This is a genomic window from Luteibacter sp. HA06, assembly GCF_054061215.1.
Genome location: NZ_JBSSDZ010000001.1, coordinates 4,096,197 through 4,110,966 on the forward strand (window position 1 = coordinate 4,096,197; position 14,770 = coordinate 4,110,966).

The following is a 14,770-nucleotide window of genomic DNA, read 5'->3' on the forward strand; positions in this document are numbered from 1 at the left end:
CTTCAGCGGCGATGGGTGCCCTCGGCAACCTGGCAATCGCCGGCATAGCCGGCTCCCACATGAAAAAAAGAGCCGGCATTGAGCCGGCTCTTTTTTTAGCCCGGGACGCGACGGATCGTCGCGCCGAGGACGCCGAGCTTCTCTTCGATATTCTCGTAGCCGCGGTCGATGTGATATACGCGGTCGACCGTGGTGTCGCCCTCGGCGACCAGGCCAGCGAGCACCAGGCACGCCGACGCGCGCAGGTCGGTCGCCATGATCGGCGCACCGCTCATCTTCGGCACACCGGTGATGATCGCCGTGTTGCCTTCCAGGCGGATGTCCGCACCCAGGCGCTGCAGTTCCAGCGCGTGCATGAAGCGGTTCTCGAACACCGTCTCGGTGATCACGCCCACGCCTTCGGCGATGCAGTTGAGCGCCGTGAACTGTGCCTGCATGTCGGTCGGGAACGCCGGGTACGGCGCGGTCACCAGATTGACCGCCTTCGGGCGACGACCGCCCATGTCGAGCTCGATCCAGTCGGGGCCCGTGCTGATGTGCGCACCGGATTCCTCGAGCTTCTGCAGCACGGCGTCCAGGGTGTCGGGACGTGCGCCGCGCGCGCGCACCTTGCCACCGGTCATCGCGGCGCCGACCAGGAAGGTGCCGGTTTCGATACGGTCGGGCAGCACTTCGTAGTGCGCGCCATGCAGGCGTTCCACGCCCTCGACGATCAGCGTGGAGGTGCCGATGCCGTCGATCTTCGCGCCCATGGCCATCAGGCAGTGGGCGAGATCGACCACCTCCGGCTCCTGCGCGGCGTTCTCGATCACCGTCGTGCCCGAGGCCAGGGTGGCGGCCATCAGAATGTTCTCGGTACCGGTGACGGTGACCATGTCCATGACGATGCGGGCACCCTTCAGGCGCCCGGCCTTCGCCTTGATGAAGCCGTTCTCCACGGTGATCTCAGCACCGAGCGCCTGGAGGCCGCGGATGTGCTGGTCCACCGGGCGCGAGCCGATCGCGCAACCGCCCGGCAGCGACACTTCGGCCTTGCCGTAGCGGGCCACGAGCGGACCCAGTACGAGGATCGACGCACGCATGGTGCGCACGAGCTCGTACGGTGCCACGCAGGAATTTTCCGGGCGCGGGTCGATGTGCATCTTCATGCGATCGTCCAGCACCACGCGCACGCCCATGCGGCCGAGCAGCTCGATAAACGTGGTGACGTCGTGCAGGTGCGGCACGTTGCCGATGCTTACCGGTTCATCGGCAAGCAGGCAGGAAGCGAGGATGGGCAGTACGGCATTCTTCGCGCCGGAAATGCTCACGTCGCCCACGAGCGGGTTTCCGCCGGTGATAAGGATCTTGGCCATGGAATCGAATTACCTGGAAAGGGAGGTCGTACGAGGAGTGTCGCGGCGCCTCAACGGCGGCCGGCGGCTTCTTCGGGAGTAAGGGTTTTCAGGCCCAGGGCGTGGATGGCACCGCCCATGAGGTCACCGAGAGTGGCGTAAACGAGGCGGTGACGGGCCAGCGGGAGCTTGCCTGCGAACTGTTCCGAGACGACATCGGCCTCGAAGTGCACGCCGTCGTCGCCGCGAACGTTTACCAGGGCACCGGGCAGGCCGGCTTCGATCAATGCCTGGATGCGGGCAGCGTCCATGGATTCTCCGTAGAAAGGGGGTCGTCGGGCCGCAGGGTTCCGAAACGGACCCTGAACCATCGTTCGATGGCGGCGACGATAAAATGAGAATATGTAATGGTAATGGAAATCCGGTGTCGCAGAAATGGACATCCCGGGTCAAACGCCCCAACCCGGACCCCCGAGGCCGCATGAACGCCCGCACCGCCCCGCCTGCCGATCACCCGCTCGTGAATGCCGATATCGTCGTCCGTAGCGCGCGTACCGTGATCGTCACCGAGGCGGCGGCTATCCGTGCGCTCGAAAAGAAGGTCGACGCGTCCTTCGTCCAGGCCTGCCAGCTGATCATGGCCTGCAAGGGCCGCGTCGTTGTCTCCGGCATGGGCAAGAGCGGGCATATCGCCCGCAAGATCGCCGCGACGTTCGCGTCCACGGGCACGCCGTCGTTCTTCGTCCATCCGGGCGAGGCCAGCCACGGCGACCTGGGCATGATCCAGCCGGACGACATCCTGCTTGGAATCTCGTACTCCGGCGAGACCGACGAACTGCTGTTCATCCTGCCGGCGATCAAGCGCCAGGGTATCCCGCTCATCGCGATTACCGGCAATCCGAAGTCGTCGCTGGCCCGGCAGGCCGACGTCAACATCGACGCCAACGTGACCTCGGAGGCGTGCCCCCACGGACTCGCTCCTACCGCCAGCACCACGGCCGCGCTGGTCATGGGCGATGCCCTGGCCGTCGCCCTCCTCGAAGCGCGGGGCTTCACGCCGGATGACTTCGCGCGCTCGCATCCGGCCGGCAGCCTTGGGCGCCGCCTGTTGCTGCACATCGCGGACGTCATGCACGCGGGCGAGAACGTTCCCCGTGTGCGCCTCGACGCCACGCTCAGCGAAGCGCTTGTGGAAATGAGCCGTAAGCACCTGGGCATGACCGCCGTGGTCGACGATGACGGCTTCCTCCTCGGCGTGTTTACCGACGGCGACCTTCGTCGCTGCCTCGACGACGACGACATCGACCTGCGAAACGCTACCGTTGCCCAGCTGATGACCCGCGGACCGAAAACCATCGGCTCTGACAAACTCGCCGTCGAAGCCGCGCAGCTGATGGAAAAACACCAGATCAATGCGCTGCTGGTCACCGATGCCGACGGGCGTGTGGTCGGCGCGCTCAATATCCACGACCTGCTCCGCGCCCGCGTCGTCTGACGCTCCCCACCCAGAAGCCCATGCCCTACACGCATTACTCAGAGATTCCCGCCGATGTCGCCGAGCGCGCGGCCAAGATACGTATCGTGGTATTCGACGTGGACGGCACCCTTACCGACGGCCGCCTCTGGTATGCCGAGGACGGCCGCGAGACCAAGGTGTTCCATGTGCATGACGGCCTCGGTCTGAAGCGGCTGCAGGAAAACGGCGTCAAGGTTGCGATCATCACTGCCCGCATCAGTCACCCGGTGTCGCTGCGCGCGGAAGAACTCGGCATCCAGCACGTCTACCAGGGCCAGAAGGACAAACGCGCCTGCCTGACGGAACTGCTCAGTGCGCTGCGCCTGACGCCCGAGCAGTCGGCCTTTGTCGGCGACGACCTCCCCGATCTCGCCGCCATGGGTATCGCCGGACTCGCCGTGGCCGTGGCCAACGCCCACCCCTGGGTGGTCGAGCGTGCGCATATCCGCACGCGCCTCTCGGGTGGCTATGGGGCGGCGCGTGAAGTGTCCGACCTGATCCTCGCCGCCCAGGGCAAGGCCGAAGCCGAGCGGGAACGCTGGCTGTGAGCCTGATGCTCCTGTTCAAGGATCGCAGCGCGGCGGGCACGGCCGGCATACTCGCTGCCGTGCTCGGCGCCAGCGTGCTGCTTTATTACTGGGTCGCGCCGGTCAGCGAGCCGAACGATTTCGTCGGTCCACCGCGGTCCGGTTACGTGCTGACCAACTTCAACCTCGATTCCTACAACGACTTCGGCCAGCCCGCCTTCAAGCTGATCGCGCCCCACCTGGAGCGCCGCGAAGGCGACGAGTCGCTGTACATCAATACGCCGGACTTCATCCTGCCGCCGACCAAGGACCTGACGGCGCCGCCGTGGAAGGGTCACTCGGAATATGGCTGGGTGAACAAGGACGGCAGCCTGCTCAAGCTGCAGGGCAAGGTCCACATGGACCGCATTGCCTTCGAGCAGACGCCGCCGGCGAGCATCGACACCTCCGAGGTCACCGCCTGGCCCAAGGAGAACCGTCTGGAGACGGCCGAGGCAGCCCGGATCGTTCAGGGTGCCTCTACAATGGATGGCGTTGGCATGCGCGCCAATCTCGATACCAAGCATTTGGAGCTCCTCGATGCAGTCCACACCGTCTATCCGCCGCGCAAGCGCTAGTACCCTCCTCGCGGTCCTTGGCGTGGCGCTCACGATGAGCCTGCCCGCCTTTGCCAAGCAGTCCGATCGCGCCCAGCCGACCAACGTCACGTCGAAGACGTTCGATGGCACGCAGCAGCAGGCGAACAGCACGCAGCCGGGCAAGGTGATCTGGACCACGAACGTCGTGCTGACTCAGGGAACCCTGAAGATCACCGGCGACAAGGCAACGGGCTACCTCGATGCCGACAACCAGATCATCCGGGTCATCGTCGACGGTAACCCGGCCACGGTGCAGCAGATGGACGACCAGGACCTGCTGATGCGCGGCCATGCCGCCAACATCGACTACAAGCCGGATGACGCCGCCAACAGCGGCAACGGCATCGCCGTGCTCACCGGCAAGGCGCATGTGGACAAACAGACCGACGCGGCCGACAAGAGCAAGCTCAACGAGAGCAACGGCGACAAGATCACTTACAACACGACCAACAGCACGATGACCGGCGAAAGCAATGGCGCGGAACCCGTGCACATGACCTTCCAGCCGAAAAACCCGCCGCCCGGCGCCGCTCCGGCCACGCCGGCCACACCGCCGGCCGCCAAGCCCGCGCAGCCAAAGAAGCCCTGACCCGATGCTCTCAGCCCAAGGCCTGCAGAAGCGCTTTCGCGCGCGCCAGGTAGTCCGCGATTTCGCTTTCTCCATCCGCGAGGGCGAAGTGGTCGGCCTGCTCGGCCCCAACGGTGCCGGCAAGACCACCTGCTTCTACATGGTGGTCGGCCTCATCCAGGCCGACGCCGGCGTTATCAAACTCGACAACCAGGACATTACCGGCCTGCCGATGCATGCCCGCGCCAAGCTCGGCATCGGCTACCTGCCGCAGGAAGCCTCGGTGTTCCGCCGCCTGAGCGTCTCGGACAACATCCTCGCCGTGCTCGAACTGCGCGACAACATGACCGCCCGGCAGCGCGAAGAGGAACTGGAAAGCCTGCTGGACGAACTGAAGATCGCCCACATCGCCGAGCAGAAGGGCATCAGCCTCTCCGGCGGCGAGCGTCGCCGCGTCGAGATCGCCCGCGCGCTGGCCGCCCGCCCGCGCTACATGTTGCTCGACGAACCGTTCGCCGGCGTCGACCCGATTTCCGTCGGTGAGATCCAGCGCATCGTCCGCCACCTGAAAGAACGCGGCATCGGCGTGCTGATCACCGATCACAACGTACGTGAGACGCTCGGCATCTGCGACCGTGCCTATATCCTCAATGACGGCGAAGTCCTCGCCCGGGGTACGCCCCAGCACATCCTCGCCGACGAAAAGGTCCGCGAGGTGTATCTGGGCCGTGAGTTCCGTATCTGACACACTGCATCGTCGGCCGGTGGGCATAGCTCACCGGAATGCTGGTTTGGGAAGGTCGCAAGGGGTTACGATGGATTTGACACCTCACGCATCGAAGGCATGAAACCCGGACTCCAGTTTCGCCTGCATCAGCAGCTCACGCTGACGCCCCAGTTGCAGCAGGCCATCCGCCTGCTGCAGTTGTCGCAGCTGGAGCTCGAGGCCGAACTCCGCCAGATCGCGGAAAGCAACCCGTTGCTCGAGTTCGCCGAAGACGCCGAAGCCGAGGCCGAGCTGCCCGAAGAGGGCGACTACGACGGCCCGGACTTCCCGGCGCGTGACGAAGTCCCGGTCAAGGCTTCCAAGGCCGAAGAAGAATCGACGGTCACCCCCTCCGAAGAACTTGCCCCCGAGTGGGACGACGATCGCTTCCACGGCGAAGCCGGCGACTACGCGGGTGCGCCTTCGCGGTCCGGAAGCGGTGACGAGGACGGCTTCGAGCCACAAAACGCTGCCCCTGAGAACCTCCAGCAACACCTGGAGTGGCAGCTCAACCTTTCCCAGTTTTCCCCTCGCGACCACGCCATCGCCACCGCCATCATTCATGCGCTGGACGAAGACGGCTACCTCCGCGACGGCGTCGAGGCGGTCGAAGCCGCCCTGCCCGCCGAGATGAAGGCCACTGCCGAGGAAATCGAGCGCGTGCGCCAGCGGGTGCAACGTTTCGATCCCACCGGCATCGCCAGCCTGGATCTGCGCGACTGCCTGCTGTGCCAGCTCTCGCAGTTCTCCCTGGAAACCCCGCACCGCGACCTCGCCATCCGCGTGGTCACCGACGAGCTCGAGCTTCTTGCGCGTAACGACGCCGCCAAGATCGCCCGAAAGCTCAAGGCCGCCGAAGAGGATGTCGCCGCCGCGGCCGCCCTGATCCGCAGCCTGGATCCGCGGCCCGGCTCGGCGCTGGACGCCACGCCGGTGGAATACGTGGCCCCCGATGTCTATGCGCGGCGCGAAAACGGCCGCTGGCAGGTCAGCCTCAATCCCGACGCCCAGCCCCGGCTGGGCCTCAACCAGCATTACTGCAACCTCATCGCCCGCGCCCGCGGCGACGACGCCACGTGGATGAAGGGCCAGCTCCAGGAAGCCCGTTGGCTGCTGAAGAGCCTGCAATCCCGTGCCGAGACCCTGACCAAGGTGGCCGACGTCATCGTGCGCCGGCAGAGCGCCTTCCTCGACTATGGCCCCGAGGCCATGCACCCGCTGGTCCTGCGCGAGGTGGCCGAGGAAGTCGGCATGCACGAATCGACCATTTCCCGGGTCACTACGCGCAAGTACATGCACACGCCGCGCGGTACCTTCGAACTGAAGCACTTCTTCTCCAGTGGCGTGGCCACGGAGGACGGCGGCAGCGCCTCGGCCACCGCCATCCAGGCCATGCTCCGCAAACTCATCACGGGCGAGGACGCGCGCCGCCCACTCTCGGACCAGGCCCTGGCCGAGGAACTTCATCGACGCGGAATTCAGGTTGCCCGTCGTACGGTGGCCAAGTACCGGGAAGCCCTGCGCATCCCCAGTTCCAGCGAACGTGTCCGCGCCAGTTGAGGCGCGGGGAACCCTCACGGAGGTCCACGGTCACAGTATTTCAGGCTTGAGGAACGGCACTCCGCCGCTCCGCACTCGTCGCCCCCAGGGCGGCACCCTCAGCAAGAAGGAGGCGTCATGCAAATCCAGATCAGCGGCCAGCACATCCATATCACCCCGGCTCTGCGCGAGCGCGTGGAACAGCAAATCGGCCGCTTCGAACGCCTTTTCGACAACATCAAAGCCCTCGACGTGGTCCTTTCCGTCGACAAGAACGAGCACAAGGCCAGCGGTACCCTGCATTGCGCCGGCACCCGTCTTCACGCCGATGGCGTCGCCAGCCTGGAAGACGAAAAGAAGCCCGACGCCCTCTATAAAGCCATCGACGGGATGATCGCCAAGCTTGCCGACCAGCTGAAGAAGCACAAGGAAAAGCTGAAGGATCACCACAATACCGAGGGCCGCGACGCGCGCGTCGCCAGTCCCTGAACCCCCGTCCACGCTTGATGGCACAATAGCCCCAGCCGGCGCCCTCGCGCCGGCTTCGCCATTTCAAGGGATCCAGCGTGGACCGGCTGACCGCCAGACAACTCTTCGACGGGGTACACGAGCGCATGGCGCTGCGCTGGGCCGCCGGCATGCGCGGCGAATCGCGCGTGCTCGAACCCAATGCCAAGCAGAGCCGCCGTCCCTCGCTGGTCGGTTACCTCAACGTGATCTACCCGAACAAGGTGCAGATCATCGGCACCGAGGAACTCAACTTCCTCGACGGACTGGAGCCCCGCCAGCGCTGGGAAGCGATCCACAAGATCGCCGCCTACCAGCCCGCCGCGCTCATCGTCACCAAGGACCAGGCCATTCCCTCGGACCTGCGCGAAGTGGCCGAGGAAACCGACACCCCGCTGTGGCAGAGCACGCGCCGCGGCCATGAGCTGCTCACCTACCTCCAGTATCACCTGGCACGCACGCTTGCCCCGCGGGTCACCCTGCACGGCGTGTTCCTGGAAGTGTTCTCGATCGGCGTGCTGATCACTGGCGAGCCGGGCTCGGGCAAGAGCGAACTCGCGCTGGAACTGGTCAGCCGCGGCCACCGCCTGGTTGCCGACGACGCCACCGAATTCACCCTGATCGCGCCCGACGTGATCGACGGCGCCTGCCCCGACCTGCTCCAGGACCTGCTCGAAGTACGCGGCCTGGGCGTGCTCAACATCCGCGAGATGTTCGGCCACACCGCCGTGAAGCCCTCGAAATACCTGCGGCTGGTGATTCACCTGAAGCCAATGCTCGCCGGTGAAGAGACCGACGCCATGACCCGCCTCACCGGCGATGTCAGCCGGCGCAACGTGCTCGACGTGGACGTTCCCAAGATCACCATTCCCGTCGCTCCCGGCCGCAACCTTTCGGTGCTGGTCGAAGCCGCCGTGCGCAGTCACGTGCTCAAGAGCAAGGGTATCGATCCCGCGCAGACCTTTATCGACCGCCAGGCGCACCAGATGCGCCGGCTTCCTCCCTGGTGACCCCCGTGATCGACGAAGTCATGAACCCGATCGTCGACCCCGACGCCATTCACCTGATCGTCCTCACCGGCATGTCCGGTGGTGGCAAGACGGTGGCCCTGCGCGCGCTCGAGGACCTCGAGTTCTACTGCGTCGACAACATGCCGGCCGAGCTCATCCCCCAGCTGGTAGCCGCGGTGAGCCAGGGCGAACATGGCCCGCGCCGTCGCATTGCCGTCGGTGTGGACGTACGCAACCGCCGGGTCGACCTCTCGCGCATGCCGCACGTCCTCTCCGAGCTCTCCATGGCCGGCGTGCACGTCCACCTGATCTTCCTCGACAGCCGCGACGACGTGCTGATCAAGCGCTACTCGGAAACCCGCCGGCGCCACCCGCTGGCGGCCGAGAAGCTCTCGCTGGCCGATTCGATCGCCCAGGAGCGCAAGCTGCTCCGGCCGCTGATCTCGATCGCCGAAAAGGTCATCGACTCCAGCGACCTCAACGTCCATCAGCTGCGGCGCCTGTTCGCTACCGGCTATGCGGCGGCTTCGGACGGCACCACCCTTCTGTTCGAGTCGTTTGCCTACCGCCGGGGCTTGCCCTCGGATGCCGATTTCGTCTTCGACGCCCGCTGCCTGCCCAACCCGCACTGGGATCCGCGCCTGCGCCCCTTTTCGGGCAAGGACCAGCCGGTCAGGGAGTTCCTCGACGCGAACCCGCTGGTAGGCGAGTACTATGACGACGTGACTCGCTGGCTCGAAAAGTGGCTTCCACGCTTCGAGGGTGAGGATCGCAGCTACGTCACCGTTTCGATCGGCTGTACGGGCGGGCGCCATCGCTCGGTCTACCTCGTCGAGAAGCTGGCCCAGCATTTCCGCTCGGAACGCGGCAACGTACTGACCTTTCACCGTGAGCTCGAATAACGCCATGACCCAGCCCCAGTCTTACCGAGATACCGGGCGATGAGCGTCGGCGTCCTCCTCATGACCCACGAAGCCGTCGGCAAGGCGCTGATCTCCGCCGCGCGCCACGTTATGCCCAAGCTGCCGATGGATGTGGACGCCGTGGAAGTGCCGCCCAGCGCGGACCCCGACGTCATGCGCACCCTCACGGCCAAGCATGCCCGCGATCTCGACCATGGCGACGGCGTCCTCGTCCTCGCCGACCTTTACGGGGCGACGCCCTGCAACATCGGTCTTTCCCTGAGCGAACTCGGCGTGCACCTGCGCTGCGTCTCGGGACTGAACCTGCCGATGCTGCTGCGCGTGCTCAACTACTCGGATAAATCGCTGACTGAACTGACCGAGATCGCGGCCAGTGGCGGTCGCGGAGGGATCTTCATCGACCATGCTTGAACGAGACATCGTGGTATCCAACCGGCTGGGCCTGCACGCCCGCGCTTCAGCCAAACTCGTCCAGCTGGTTTCCAGCTTCAAATCGACCGTGTGGATCGTCAGCAAGGGTCGCGAAGTGAACGCCCAGAGCATCATGGGCGTGATGATGCTGGCCGCCGGCATGGGCACTGCCCTTGGCGTGCGCGCCGAGGGCGAGGACGAAGAAGCCGCCCTGGCCGCCGTGGTCGAGTTGTTCGACCGCAAGTTCGACGAGGGTGCCTGACCCATGAGATACGTGCTGACCGGTACGCAAGCTGCCCGGGGCATGGCCCTGGGACGCGCGCGCCTGGTTCAGCCGAGCATCTATGCGGTCGACACGCGCATGCTCGAAGACGCGGAGATCGCGCCCGAGATCGAACGACTGCACAAGGCCATCGACAGCGCACGTACGGAACTACGTGAGCTGCGCGGCAAGCTGCACGGCGCACTGGCCCGCGAAGTGGGCGACTTCATCGACGCGCACAGCCTGCTGCTCGACGACGAAGAGCTGCTCCGCGGCCTCGACGAGCTCGTCTCTGTCGGCCACTACACCGCCAGCGCAGCGCTGAAGATGCAGCGCGACCGACTCGCGGCCGTATTCGACGCGATGAACGACCCCTACCTCAAGAGTCGCGGCGAAGACATCGACCAGGTGATCGGTCGCGTCATGTCCGCCCTCCTCCAGCAATCCAGCCGTGAAGAGCGCAAGCTCGCCGCGCGCGTGGGCGAGATCGTCGTCAGCGACACGGTGGCGCCGGCCGACATGGCCAGCATGGCTGGCCAGGGCATGCTTGGCGTCATTGCCAGCGCCGGCAGCATCTATTCGCACAGCGCCATCCTCGCGCGCAGCTTCAACCTGCCGATGCTGGTCGGCACCAAGGACGCGCTCGCGACGATCAACGACGACGACCTCGTCCTGATCGACGCCGAGCACGGCGAAGTCATCGTGCATCCGACCGCGCAGGACCTTGCCCGTTATCGCCAATGGCAGCGTCAGGCTGCGGCGGAAGGCCGTCGCCTCGCTGCCCTCGCCTCCGCACCGACATTGACGAAAGACGGCGCCCACGTGCGCCTCTACGCCAATGCCGAACTGATCGGTGACATCACCCTCGCCCGCGCGCGTGGCGCCGATGGCGTCGGCTTGTACCGCTCCGAATTCCTGTTCCTGCGCCAGCGCGGCCTGCCCTCGGAAGAGGAGCAGTTCATCGCGTATCGCGACGTCGTCCTCGGCATGGGCGGCCTGCCCGTCACCATCCGTACGCTCGATCTCGGTGCCGACAAGGCCGATGCCGCGGGCCTCGCCATCCGTGGGGAAGACAACCCCGCACTCGGCGTGCGTGGCATCCGTTTGTCGTTGCGTTACCCCGATATCTTCAGCATCCAGCTTCGCGCCATCCTGCGTGCCGCCTGTTATGGCCCGGTGCGCATCCTCATCCCGATGATTACCCACCTGGGTGAGATGACGGACGTGCGTCGCCTGATCAAGAAGGCGCGCGAGGATCTCGCCCGCGAAGGTCAGGAGTTGCCGGAGCGGCTGGATATCGGCGCGATGATCGAGGTGCCGGCGGCGGCGATCGGCGTGTCGTCGATTCTCGAGAAGGCCGACTTCCTCGCCATTGGTACGAACGATCTCGCACAGTACGTGCTCGCGGCGGATCGTAACAACGATGCGCTCGAAGGCATCTACGATCCGTTGCAGCCTGCGTTCCTGCGCCTGATTGCGCACGTCATCGCCAGTGCGCGTCGCGCAAAGAAGCCGGTGAGCCTGTGCGGCGAGATTGCTGGCGATACGCAGTTCACGGCGTTGCTTCTGGCCATGGGCCTGGAAGAATTCAGCATGCATCCGGGGCAGCTGCTCCAGGTACGCGACCGCCTCACCACCCTGGACTGCCGCGCACTCCGCCGCGCAGCACCGCGCCTGTTCCGCGCCCATTCGCGCGACGAAGTCGAAGCGCGCCTCCTCGAAGTCGTCTCTCTCCAGGACAACTGCGCGTAACAACCTTGCTCTGTGTGGACCGGCTCTTTGTGGACCGGCTCTGTGTGGGAGCCGCTTCAGCGGCGATGCTTTATCGAAGAGGACAGCCACTTCGCGGCTCATGTGCCCAGCGGCTTATGCCGCCTGACGCTCGTGCTTCGCGCGTGGTCGCGACCGGGTTGGCCCTTGGGGCCGCGGCGCGGCACTTCGTGACGGGCCGTAGCTCCTCTTTCGCATTCCATGTGGACTGAGCGGCCCTCAGCTTAGGCGTCCCCAAGGGCCAACCCGGTCGCGCCCTCAAACGCTGAGGTTGCGTGCGGCACCAGCGCAAAGCCGGCTCGTGCCACCTATCGCGTGTTGCAACGGCCCGCCTTTGTAGGAGCCGCTTCAGCGGCGAATCCTCAGACTCCAAACGATGCGACCGATGCATTGCACCGATCACAACGAGCCTTCCCCCTCACCGCCCATCCCAACAAATCCGCACATGCGCCTCCGCCGCACAATGCGCCCCCATCTGCGTAAGCGCCGCCACTGCCTCGAGCGACAACGCCATCCGCCGGCAATCGACGGTGTCCGACTCATGCACGAATTCCGCGAGCAACTCCGTGACCCCGCGCGCGTACTGCAGCAGTTCCGCCGCGTTGTTGAGAAGGTCGTGCGCCGACGCTTCGGGGTCGGCGTAATAGCGGGCACGACGAACCGTGCCGTTTTCGTTGGTAACTGACATCGCTTCTCCTTGATTGGAACCCACGACTCCAGGTGCGGCACGTCCACAAAGCGACGTGCCGCGGATCTAACGGACTCGCGGTTTCACGACTGCCCGTGACCGGGCGCCGGGTGCGTTGGTTGTTGAAGTGGTCAGCGTCAGCTCTATGGATCCGTGCGCGTCGGAACGCGCCGGGTTACACGGCCGAGAAATATCTTAGAAATGGCTGACGCTGCGGTTCGTCAACCGTGTCTGCGATGGACGCAGACGACCCGGTAACCGTAGGGGGTGTCGCCGGGGAGGTTCGGCGGGCGAGCGGGTGCCGTATGATCGGTATCAGCCATAACTACTGCCTTCTAGTTCGTTGTGGTTAGCGAGGCAGGCGTGCTTCGAACACTCCTGTCTCGCGCTTCTTCACCGCATGAAGCGGTGGTTGCCTGCGCAGCATTCACAGCGACGACGCAGGCAACGAAACGACCGTAGCAAAACAACATCGGGTTGTATGTAGAAGCATGCTCAATTGTGCGATGGCATGCCGTACCGAAGCTGGAATCGCCACAGTCGGCGAGAACGACAGGTTGATCAGACAGAGGGACTGACAATGAATGCGTATTTCCGGCTCCGCGGCGTCCTCTGCACGCGCAGCGGACTACGACTACGAAGTGGACTTCCAATCGTCGCAGGCCATCCTCCGCGCTATCGAGGCATGCAGAGCCGACAAGTGCGATCTCAATACCTATCGCCTGTCGGCGACGGGCGGTTTCAACGTCTCCGACCAGCGCGAGAAGTACCATATTCGCCGCGCGCAAGTGACACGAGGAATCGCCCTCAAGGTCGCGAAGAACTTTCGATCATGGAAGTGGAAGCGCGATGACCGCGAAGACCAGGGCGTCATTGCGCAGTGGCTGCAGCAGCATGCGCCCCGATGGGTCCGCGAGTTTGAGCGCCACGTCGTCGGCAGCAAGGTCAATGGACGGAAGGTCAAGCGCCTTTCGGTAGACAAGGCAGGACTCGCCCTTGATTGCGCGATGGATAACGCGCTCGACGTCGCGGAACTGTTCAACCGCCTGAATAAACTGGAGCGCAAGATCAAATGAATCCCCGTATCGAAACCCTCGCGCCCGGCGTGACGCGTGAAGTTATTTCACTCACCACGACGATGGTCTACGACCCCGCATCAAACGGCGTACAAATTACGTTCGGTGGTCGCCCCTGCATCTTTGTCGGCGACGACTACAAGGGGCCGGGCGGCGACCAGGCGCCGCTGCTGACGTCGCTGGACACGATCGCGGCGCGCTGCTTCGGTTCCGGCGTCGATCCCGTCACTAACTTCGACCTGTCGAAGGTCTCGGCGGCTGGTGCCGCACTCATCATCAAGGCCGCATTCGCGACCCTGTATGACGAGGCGCAGGACGTGCCGCCTTCCGTCGCGGATGTCGTCAACATTCCGCAGCCGGGAGTAGATGACGCGTGAGCCGGTATTTGACCGGGGGCACTGATCTTGATGCCCTGTTCGATCCCGATACCGTGGGTGACGGCACGGCCGTCGCCTTCTATGTCGGCGGCACTCCGTTGCGCTATGCAAACATCAAGTACGGTTCGAAGCGCGCGGATGTTGGATACAAGAACGGCGGCACCGACGTATCAAACTATTGGGCGGCGAAAGGAACGGCTGTCTACAATCTCGGCTTCAATGGGAGGAACTACACCGCGTCGAACAATCTTCGCGGCACAGCGACCATCAAGCTGTACATGCTGAATGACGGCACCTGGCAAATCCATCGCATCGTGAGCAGCACAGAGACGGGGATCGACTCGGGCGTTTGGTTGCCAGCGGGCGATTCGGTCGCGAACTGGTCTTGCAACATGGGTGTGTCGCAGACGGGCACCAGCGTGGGCAACGCGAGCCACAGCACGGCGAATAGCGCCCCAGGTGTAACGGCCCTTACGACGACGCAGACGGCGTCGGCCACGTCGAGCGCGATCCTAGTTACGACGCAGGGCGTATCTAACGGCCAGATCACGGTCATCCTGTACCGCCTCGGCGTGCAGCGATCCGCGAGCACGTTCAATTATCAGACGAGCGCGTTCGGCAACTAAGCCATAGTCGGGGCCAGGCTGCCGTAGCTCCTTAGCTCCTGTGCGCCTTTTCGGCAGAATTCGAAAGGGCGCCAACCTCGCATAGGGAGCGCAAGAACTTGCTGTTGCGCAACACGAATTTTCGCTCGTACATTGCGTACGGCGAGCGATCCAGCGTGATTGCTTGCGATAAGGGGTCATCCGCAGGATCGAGGGACGGAGCCTCACATCACCAGCCGCAAATTGCGGCAAC

Annotated in this window: 18 protein-coding genes; 15 read left to right on the top strand and 3 right to left on the bottom strand. The window is 64.7% G+C overall.

Features of this window, described 5'->3' with window-relative positions:
* Positions 1-95 precede the first annotated feature (95 nt).
* Complete coding sequence (gene murA, locus ACVWWJ_RS18935) at positions 96-1,355, bottom strand: UDP-N-acetylglucosamine 1-carboxyvinyltransferase (RefSeq protein WP_159895481.1); 1,260 nt, start codon at positions 1,353-1,355, stop codon at positions 96-98.
* Positions 1,356-1,405: 50 nt separating this feature from the next.
* Positions 1,406-1,645 (bottom strand): BolA/IbaG family iron-sulfur metabolism protein, encoded by a 240-nt coding sequence (locus tag ACVWWJ_RS18940; protein WP_159895483.1) that lies wholly within the window; start codon positions 1,643-1,645, stop codon positions 1,406-1,408.
* Positions 1,646-1,815: 170 nt separating this feature from the next.
* Here ACVWWJ_RS18940 and ACVWWJ_RS18945 point away from each other — a divergent pair, with 170 nt between their 5' ends.
* The 12 genes from ACVWWJ_RS18945 to ptsP all read left to right on the top strand — a co-directional run bounded on the left by ACVWWJ_RS18945 (position 1,816) and on the right by ptsP (position 11,753).
* Positions 1,816-2,829 carry a KpsF/GutQ family sugar-phosphate isomerase gene (locus ACVWWJ_RS18945; protein WP_456969064.1) on the top strand — a complete coding sequence of 338 codons (1,014 nt, stop codon included), beginning with the start codon at positions 1,816-1,818 and terminating at the stop codon, positions 2,827-2,829.
* A 20-nt stretch (positions 2,830-2,849) separates the two neighbouring features.
* Entirely contained in the window at positions 2,850-3,398 is a 549-nt protein-coding gene (locus ACVWWJ_RS18950; RefSeq protein ID WP_159896442.1) for an HAD-IIIA family hydrolase, read from the top strand.
* A gap of 5 nt (positions 3,399-3,403) precedes the next feature.
* Positions 3,404-3,994, top strand: coding sequence for an LPS export ABC transporter periplasmic protein LptC (gene lptC / locus ACVWWJ_RS18955; protein ID WP_159896462.1), 591 nt, complete (start codon positions 3,404-3,406; stop codon positions 3,992-3,994).
* A 34-nt stretch (positions 3,995-4,028) separates the two neighbouring features.
* Positions 4,029-4,604 carry a lipopolysaccharide transport periplasmic protein LptA gene (gene lptA / locus ACVWWJ_RS18960; RefSeq protein ID WP_456969065.1) on the top strand — a complete coding sequence of 192 codons (576 nt, stop codon included), beginning with the start codon at positions 4,029-4,031 and terminating at the stop codon, positions 4,602-4,604.
* A 4-nt stretch (positions 4,605-4,608) separates the two neighbouring features.
* Entirely contained in the window at positions 4,609-5,328 is a 720-nt protein-coding gene (gene lptB / locus ACVWWJ_RS18965; protein WP_063572632.1) for an LPS export ABC transporter ATP-binding protein, read from the top strand.
* 99 nt (positions 5,329-5,427) lie between these two features.
* Positions 5,428-6,909 carry an RNA polymerase factor sigma-54 gene (locus ACVWWJ_RS18970; protein ID WP_456969066.1) on the top strand — a complete coding sequence of 494 codons (1,482 nt, stop codon included), beginning with the start codon at positions 5,428-5,430 and terminating at the stop codon, positions 6,907-6,909.
* Between the two features lie 117 nt (positions 6,910-7,026).
* On the top strand, positions 7,027-7,377 hold the full coding sequence (gene hpf / locus ACVWWJ_RS18975) for a ribosome hibernation-promoting factor, HPF/YfiA family (protein ID WP_159896448.1): 351 nt from the start codon (positions 7,027-7,029) through the stop codon (positions 7,375-7,377).
* Positions 7,378-7,502: 125 nt separating this feature from the next.
* Positions 7,503-8,405, top strand: a complete 903-nt coding sequence (gene hprK, locus ACVWWJ_RS18980; protein ID WP_200851979.1) for an HPr(Ser) kinase/phosphatase — start codon at positions 7,503-7,505, stop codon at positions 8,403-8,405.
* A gap of 20 nt (positions 8,406-8,425) precedes the next feature.
* Complete coding sequence (rapZ, locus tag ACVWWJ_RS18985) at positions 8,426-9,307, top strand: RNase adapter RapZ (RefSeq protein ID WP_159896464.1); 882 nt, start codon at positions 8,426-8,428, stop codon at positions 9,305-9,307.
* A 39-nt stretch (positions 9,308-9,346) separates the two neighbouring features.
* The gene (locus ACVWWJ_RS18990) at positions 9,347-9,739 is read left to right on the top strand and encodes a PTS sugar transporter subunit IIA (protein ID WP_063573064.1); all 393 of its coding nucleotides are present in this window, start codon (positions 9,347-9,349) and stop codon (positions 9,737-9,739) included.
* A complete protein-coding gene (locus ACVWWJ_RS18995; protein ID WP_046967005.1) occupies positions 9,732-10,001 on the top strand; it encodes an HPr family phosphocarrier protein in 270 nt (89 codons plus the stop codon). Before ACVWWJ_RS18990 ends, ACVWWJ_RS18995 begins: the two co-directional genes overlap by 8 nt.
* Positions 10,002-10,004: 3 nt before the next feature.
* Entirely contained in the window at positions 10,005-11,753 is a 1,749-nt protein-coding gene (ptsP, locus tag ACVWWJ_RS19000; protein ID WP_456969067.1) for a phosphoenolpyruvate--protein phosphotransferase, read from the top strand.
* A 436-nt stretch (positions 11,754-12,189) separates the two neighbouring features.
* On the opposite strand, the gene ACVWWJ_RS19005 is transcribed toward ptsP, so the two are convergent.
* Positions 12,190-12,459 carry a hypothetical protein gene (locus tag ACVWWJ_RS19005; protein ID WP_456969068.1) on the bottom strand — a complete coding sequence of 90 codons (270 nt, stop codon included), beginning with the start codon at positions 12,457-12,459 and terminating at the stop codon, positions 12,190-12,192.
* Positions 12,460-13,043: 584 nt separating this feature from the next.
* Between ACVWWJ_RS19005 and ACVWWJ_RS19010 the strand changes: the two genes are divergently transcribed.
* From ACVWWJ_RS19010 to ACVWWJ_RS19020, 3 genes are read left to right on the top strand one after another with little or no spacing between them, the layout of a single operon-like run.
* Positions 13,044-13,535 carry a tail fiber domain-containing protein gene (locus ACVWWJ_RS19010; protein ID WP_159896456.1) on the top strand — a complete coding sequence of 164 codons (492 nt, stop codon included), beginning with the start codon at positions 13,044-13,046 and terminating at the stop codon, positions 13,533-13,535.
* Positions 13,532-13,912, top strand: coding sequence for a hypothetical protein (locus ACVWWJ_RS19015; RefSeq protein WP_456969069.1), 381 nt, complete (start codon positions 13,532-13,534; stop codon positions 13,910-13,912). Before ACVWWJ_RS19010 ends, ACVWWJ_RS19015 begins: the two co-directional genes overlap by 4 nt.
* Positions 13,909-14,538 (top strand): hypothetical protein, encoded by a 630-nt coding sequence (locus tag ACVWWJ_RS19020; RefSeq protein WP_456969070.1) that lies wholly within the window; start codon positions 13,909-13,911, stop codon positions 14,536-14,538. The genes ACVWWJ_RS19015 and ACVWWJ_RS19020 overlap by 4 nt, the downstream gene beginning before the upstream one ends.
* Positions 14,539-14,770: the final 232 nt, after the last annotated feature.

Excerpts from the sequence above, each read along its gene's own strand:
- murA (WP_159895481.1), bottom strand. The coding sequence starts at position 1,355 with ATGGCCAAGATCCTTATCACCGGCGGAAACCCGCTCGTGGGCGACGTG.
- ACVWWJ_RS18940 (WP_159895483.1), bottom strand. The coding sequence starts at position 1,645 with ATGGACGCTGCCCGCATCCAGGCATTGATCGAAGCCGGCCTGCCCGGT.
- ACVWWJ_RS18945 (WP_456969064.1), top strand. The coding sequence starts at position 1,816 with ATGAACGCCCGCACCGCCCCGCCTGCCGATCACCCGCTCGTGAATGCC.
- ACVWWJ_RS18950 (WP_159896442.1), top strand. The coding sequence starts at position 2,850 with ATGCCCTACACGCATTACTCAGAGATTCCCGCCGATGTCGCCGAGCGC.
- lptC (WP_159896462.1), top strand. The coding sequence starts at position 3,404 with ATGCTCCTGTTCAAGGATCGCAGCGCGGCGGGCACGGCCGGCATACTC.
- lptA (WP_456969065.1), top strand. The coding sequence starts at position 4,029 with ATGAGCCTGCCCGCCTTTGCCAAGCAGTCCGATCGCGCCCAGCCGACC.
- lptB (WP_063572632.1), top strand. The coding sequence starts at position 4,609 with ATGCTCTCAGCCCAAGGCCTGCAGAAGCGCTTTCGCGCGCGCCAGGTA.
- ACVWWJ_RS18970 (WP_456969066.1), top strand. The coding sequence starts at position 5,428 with ATGAAACCCGGACTCCAGTTTCGCCTGCATCAGCAGCTCACGCTGACG.
- hpf (WP_159896448.1), top strand. The coding sequence starts at position 7,027 with ATGCAAATCCAGATCAGCGGCCAGCACATCCATATCACCCCGGCTCTG.
- hprK (WP_200851979.1), top strand. The coding sequence starts at position 7,503 with ATGGCGCTGCGCTGGGCCGCCGGCATGCGCGGCGAATCGCGCGTGCTC.
- rapZ (WP_159896464.1), top strand. The coding sequence starts at position 8,426 with ATGAACCCGATCGTCGACCCCGACGCCATTCACCTGATCGTCCTCACC.
- ACVWWJ_RS18990 (WP_063573064.1), top strand. The coding sequence starts at position 9,347 with ATGAGCGTCGGCGTCCTCCTCATGACCCACGAAGCCGTCGGCAAGGCG.
- ACVWWJ_RS18995 (WP_046967005.1), top strand. The coding sequence starts at position 9,732 with ATGCTTGAACGAGACATCGTGGTATCCAACCGGCTGGGCCTGCACGCC.
- ptsP (WP_456969067.1), top strand. The coding sequence starts at position 10,005 with ATGAGATACGTGCTGACCGGTACGCAAGCTGCCCGGGGCATGGCCCTG.
- ACVWWJ_RS19005 (WP_456969068.1), bottom strand. The coding sequence starts at position 12,459 with ATGTCAGTTACCAACGAAAACGGCACGGTTCGTCGTGCCCGCTATTAC.
- ACVWWJ_RS19010 (WP_159896456.1), top strand. The coding sequence starts at position 13,044 with ATGCGTATTTCCGGCTCCGCGGCGTCCTCTGCACGCGCAGCGGACTAC.
- ACVWWJ_RS19015 (WP_456969069.1), top strand. The coding sequence starts at position 13,532 with ATGAATCCCCGTATCGAAACCCTCGCGCCCGGCGTGACGCGTGAAGTT.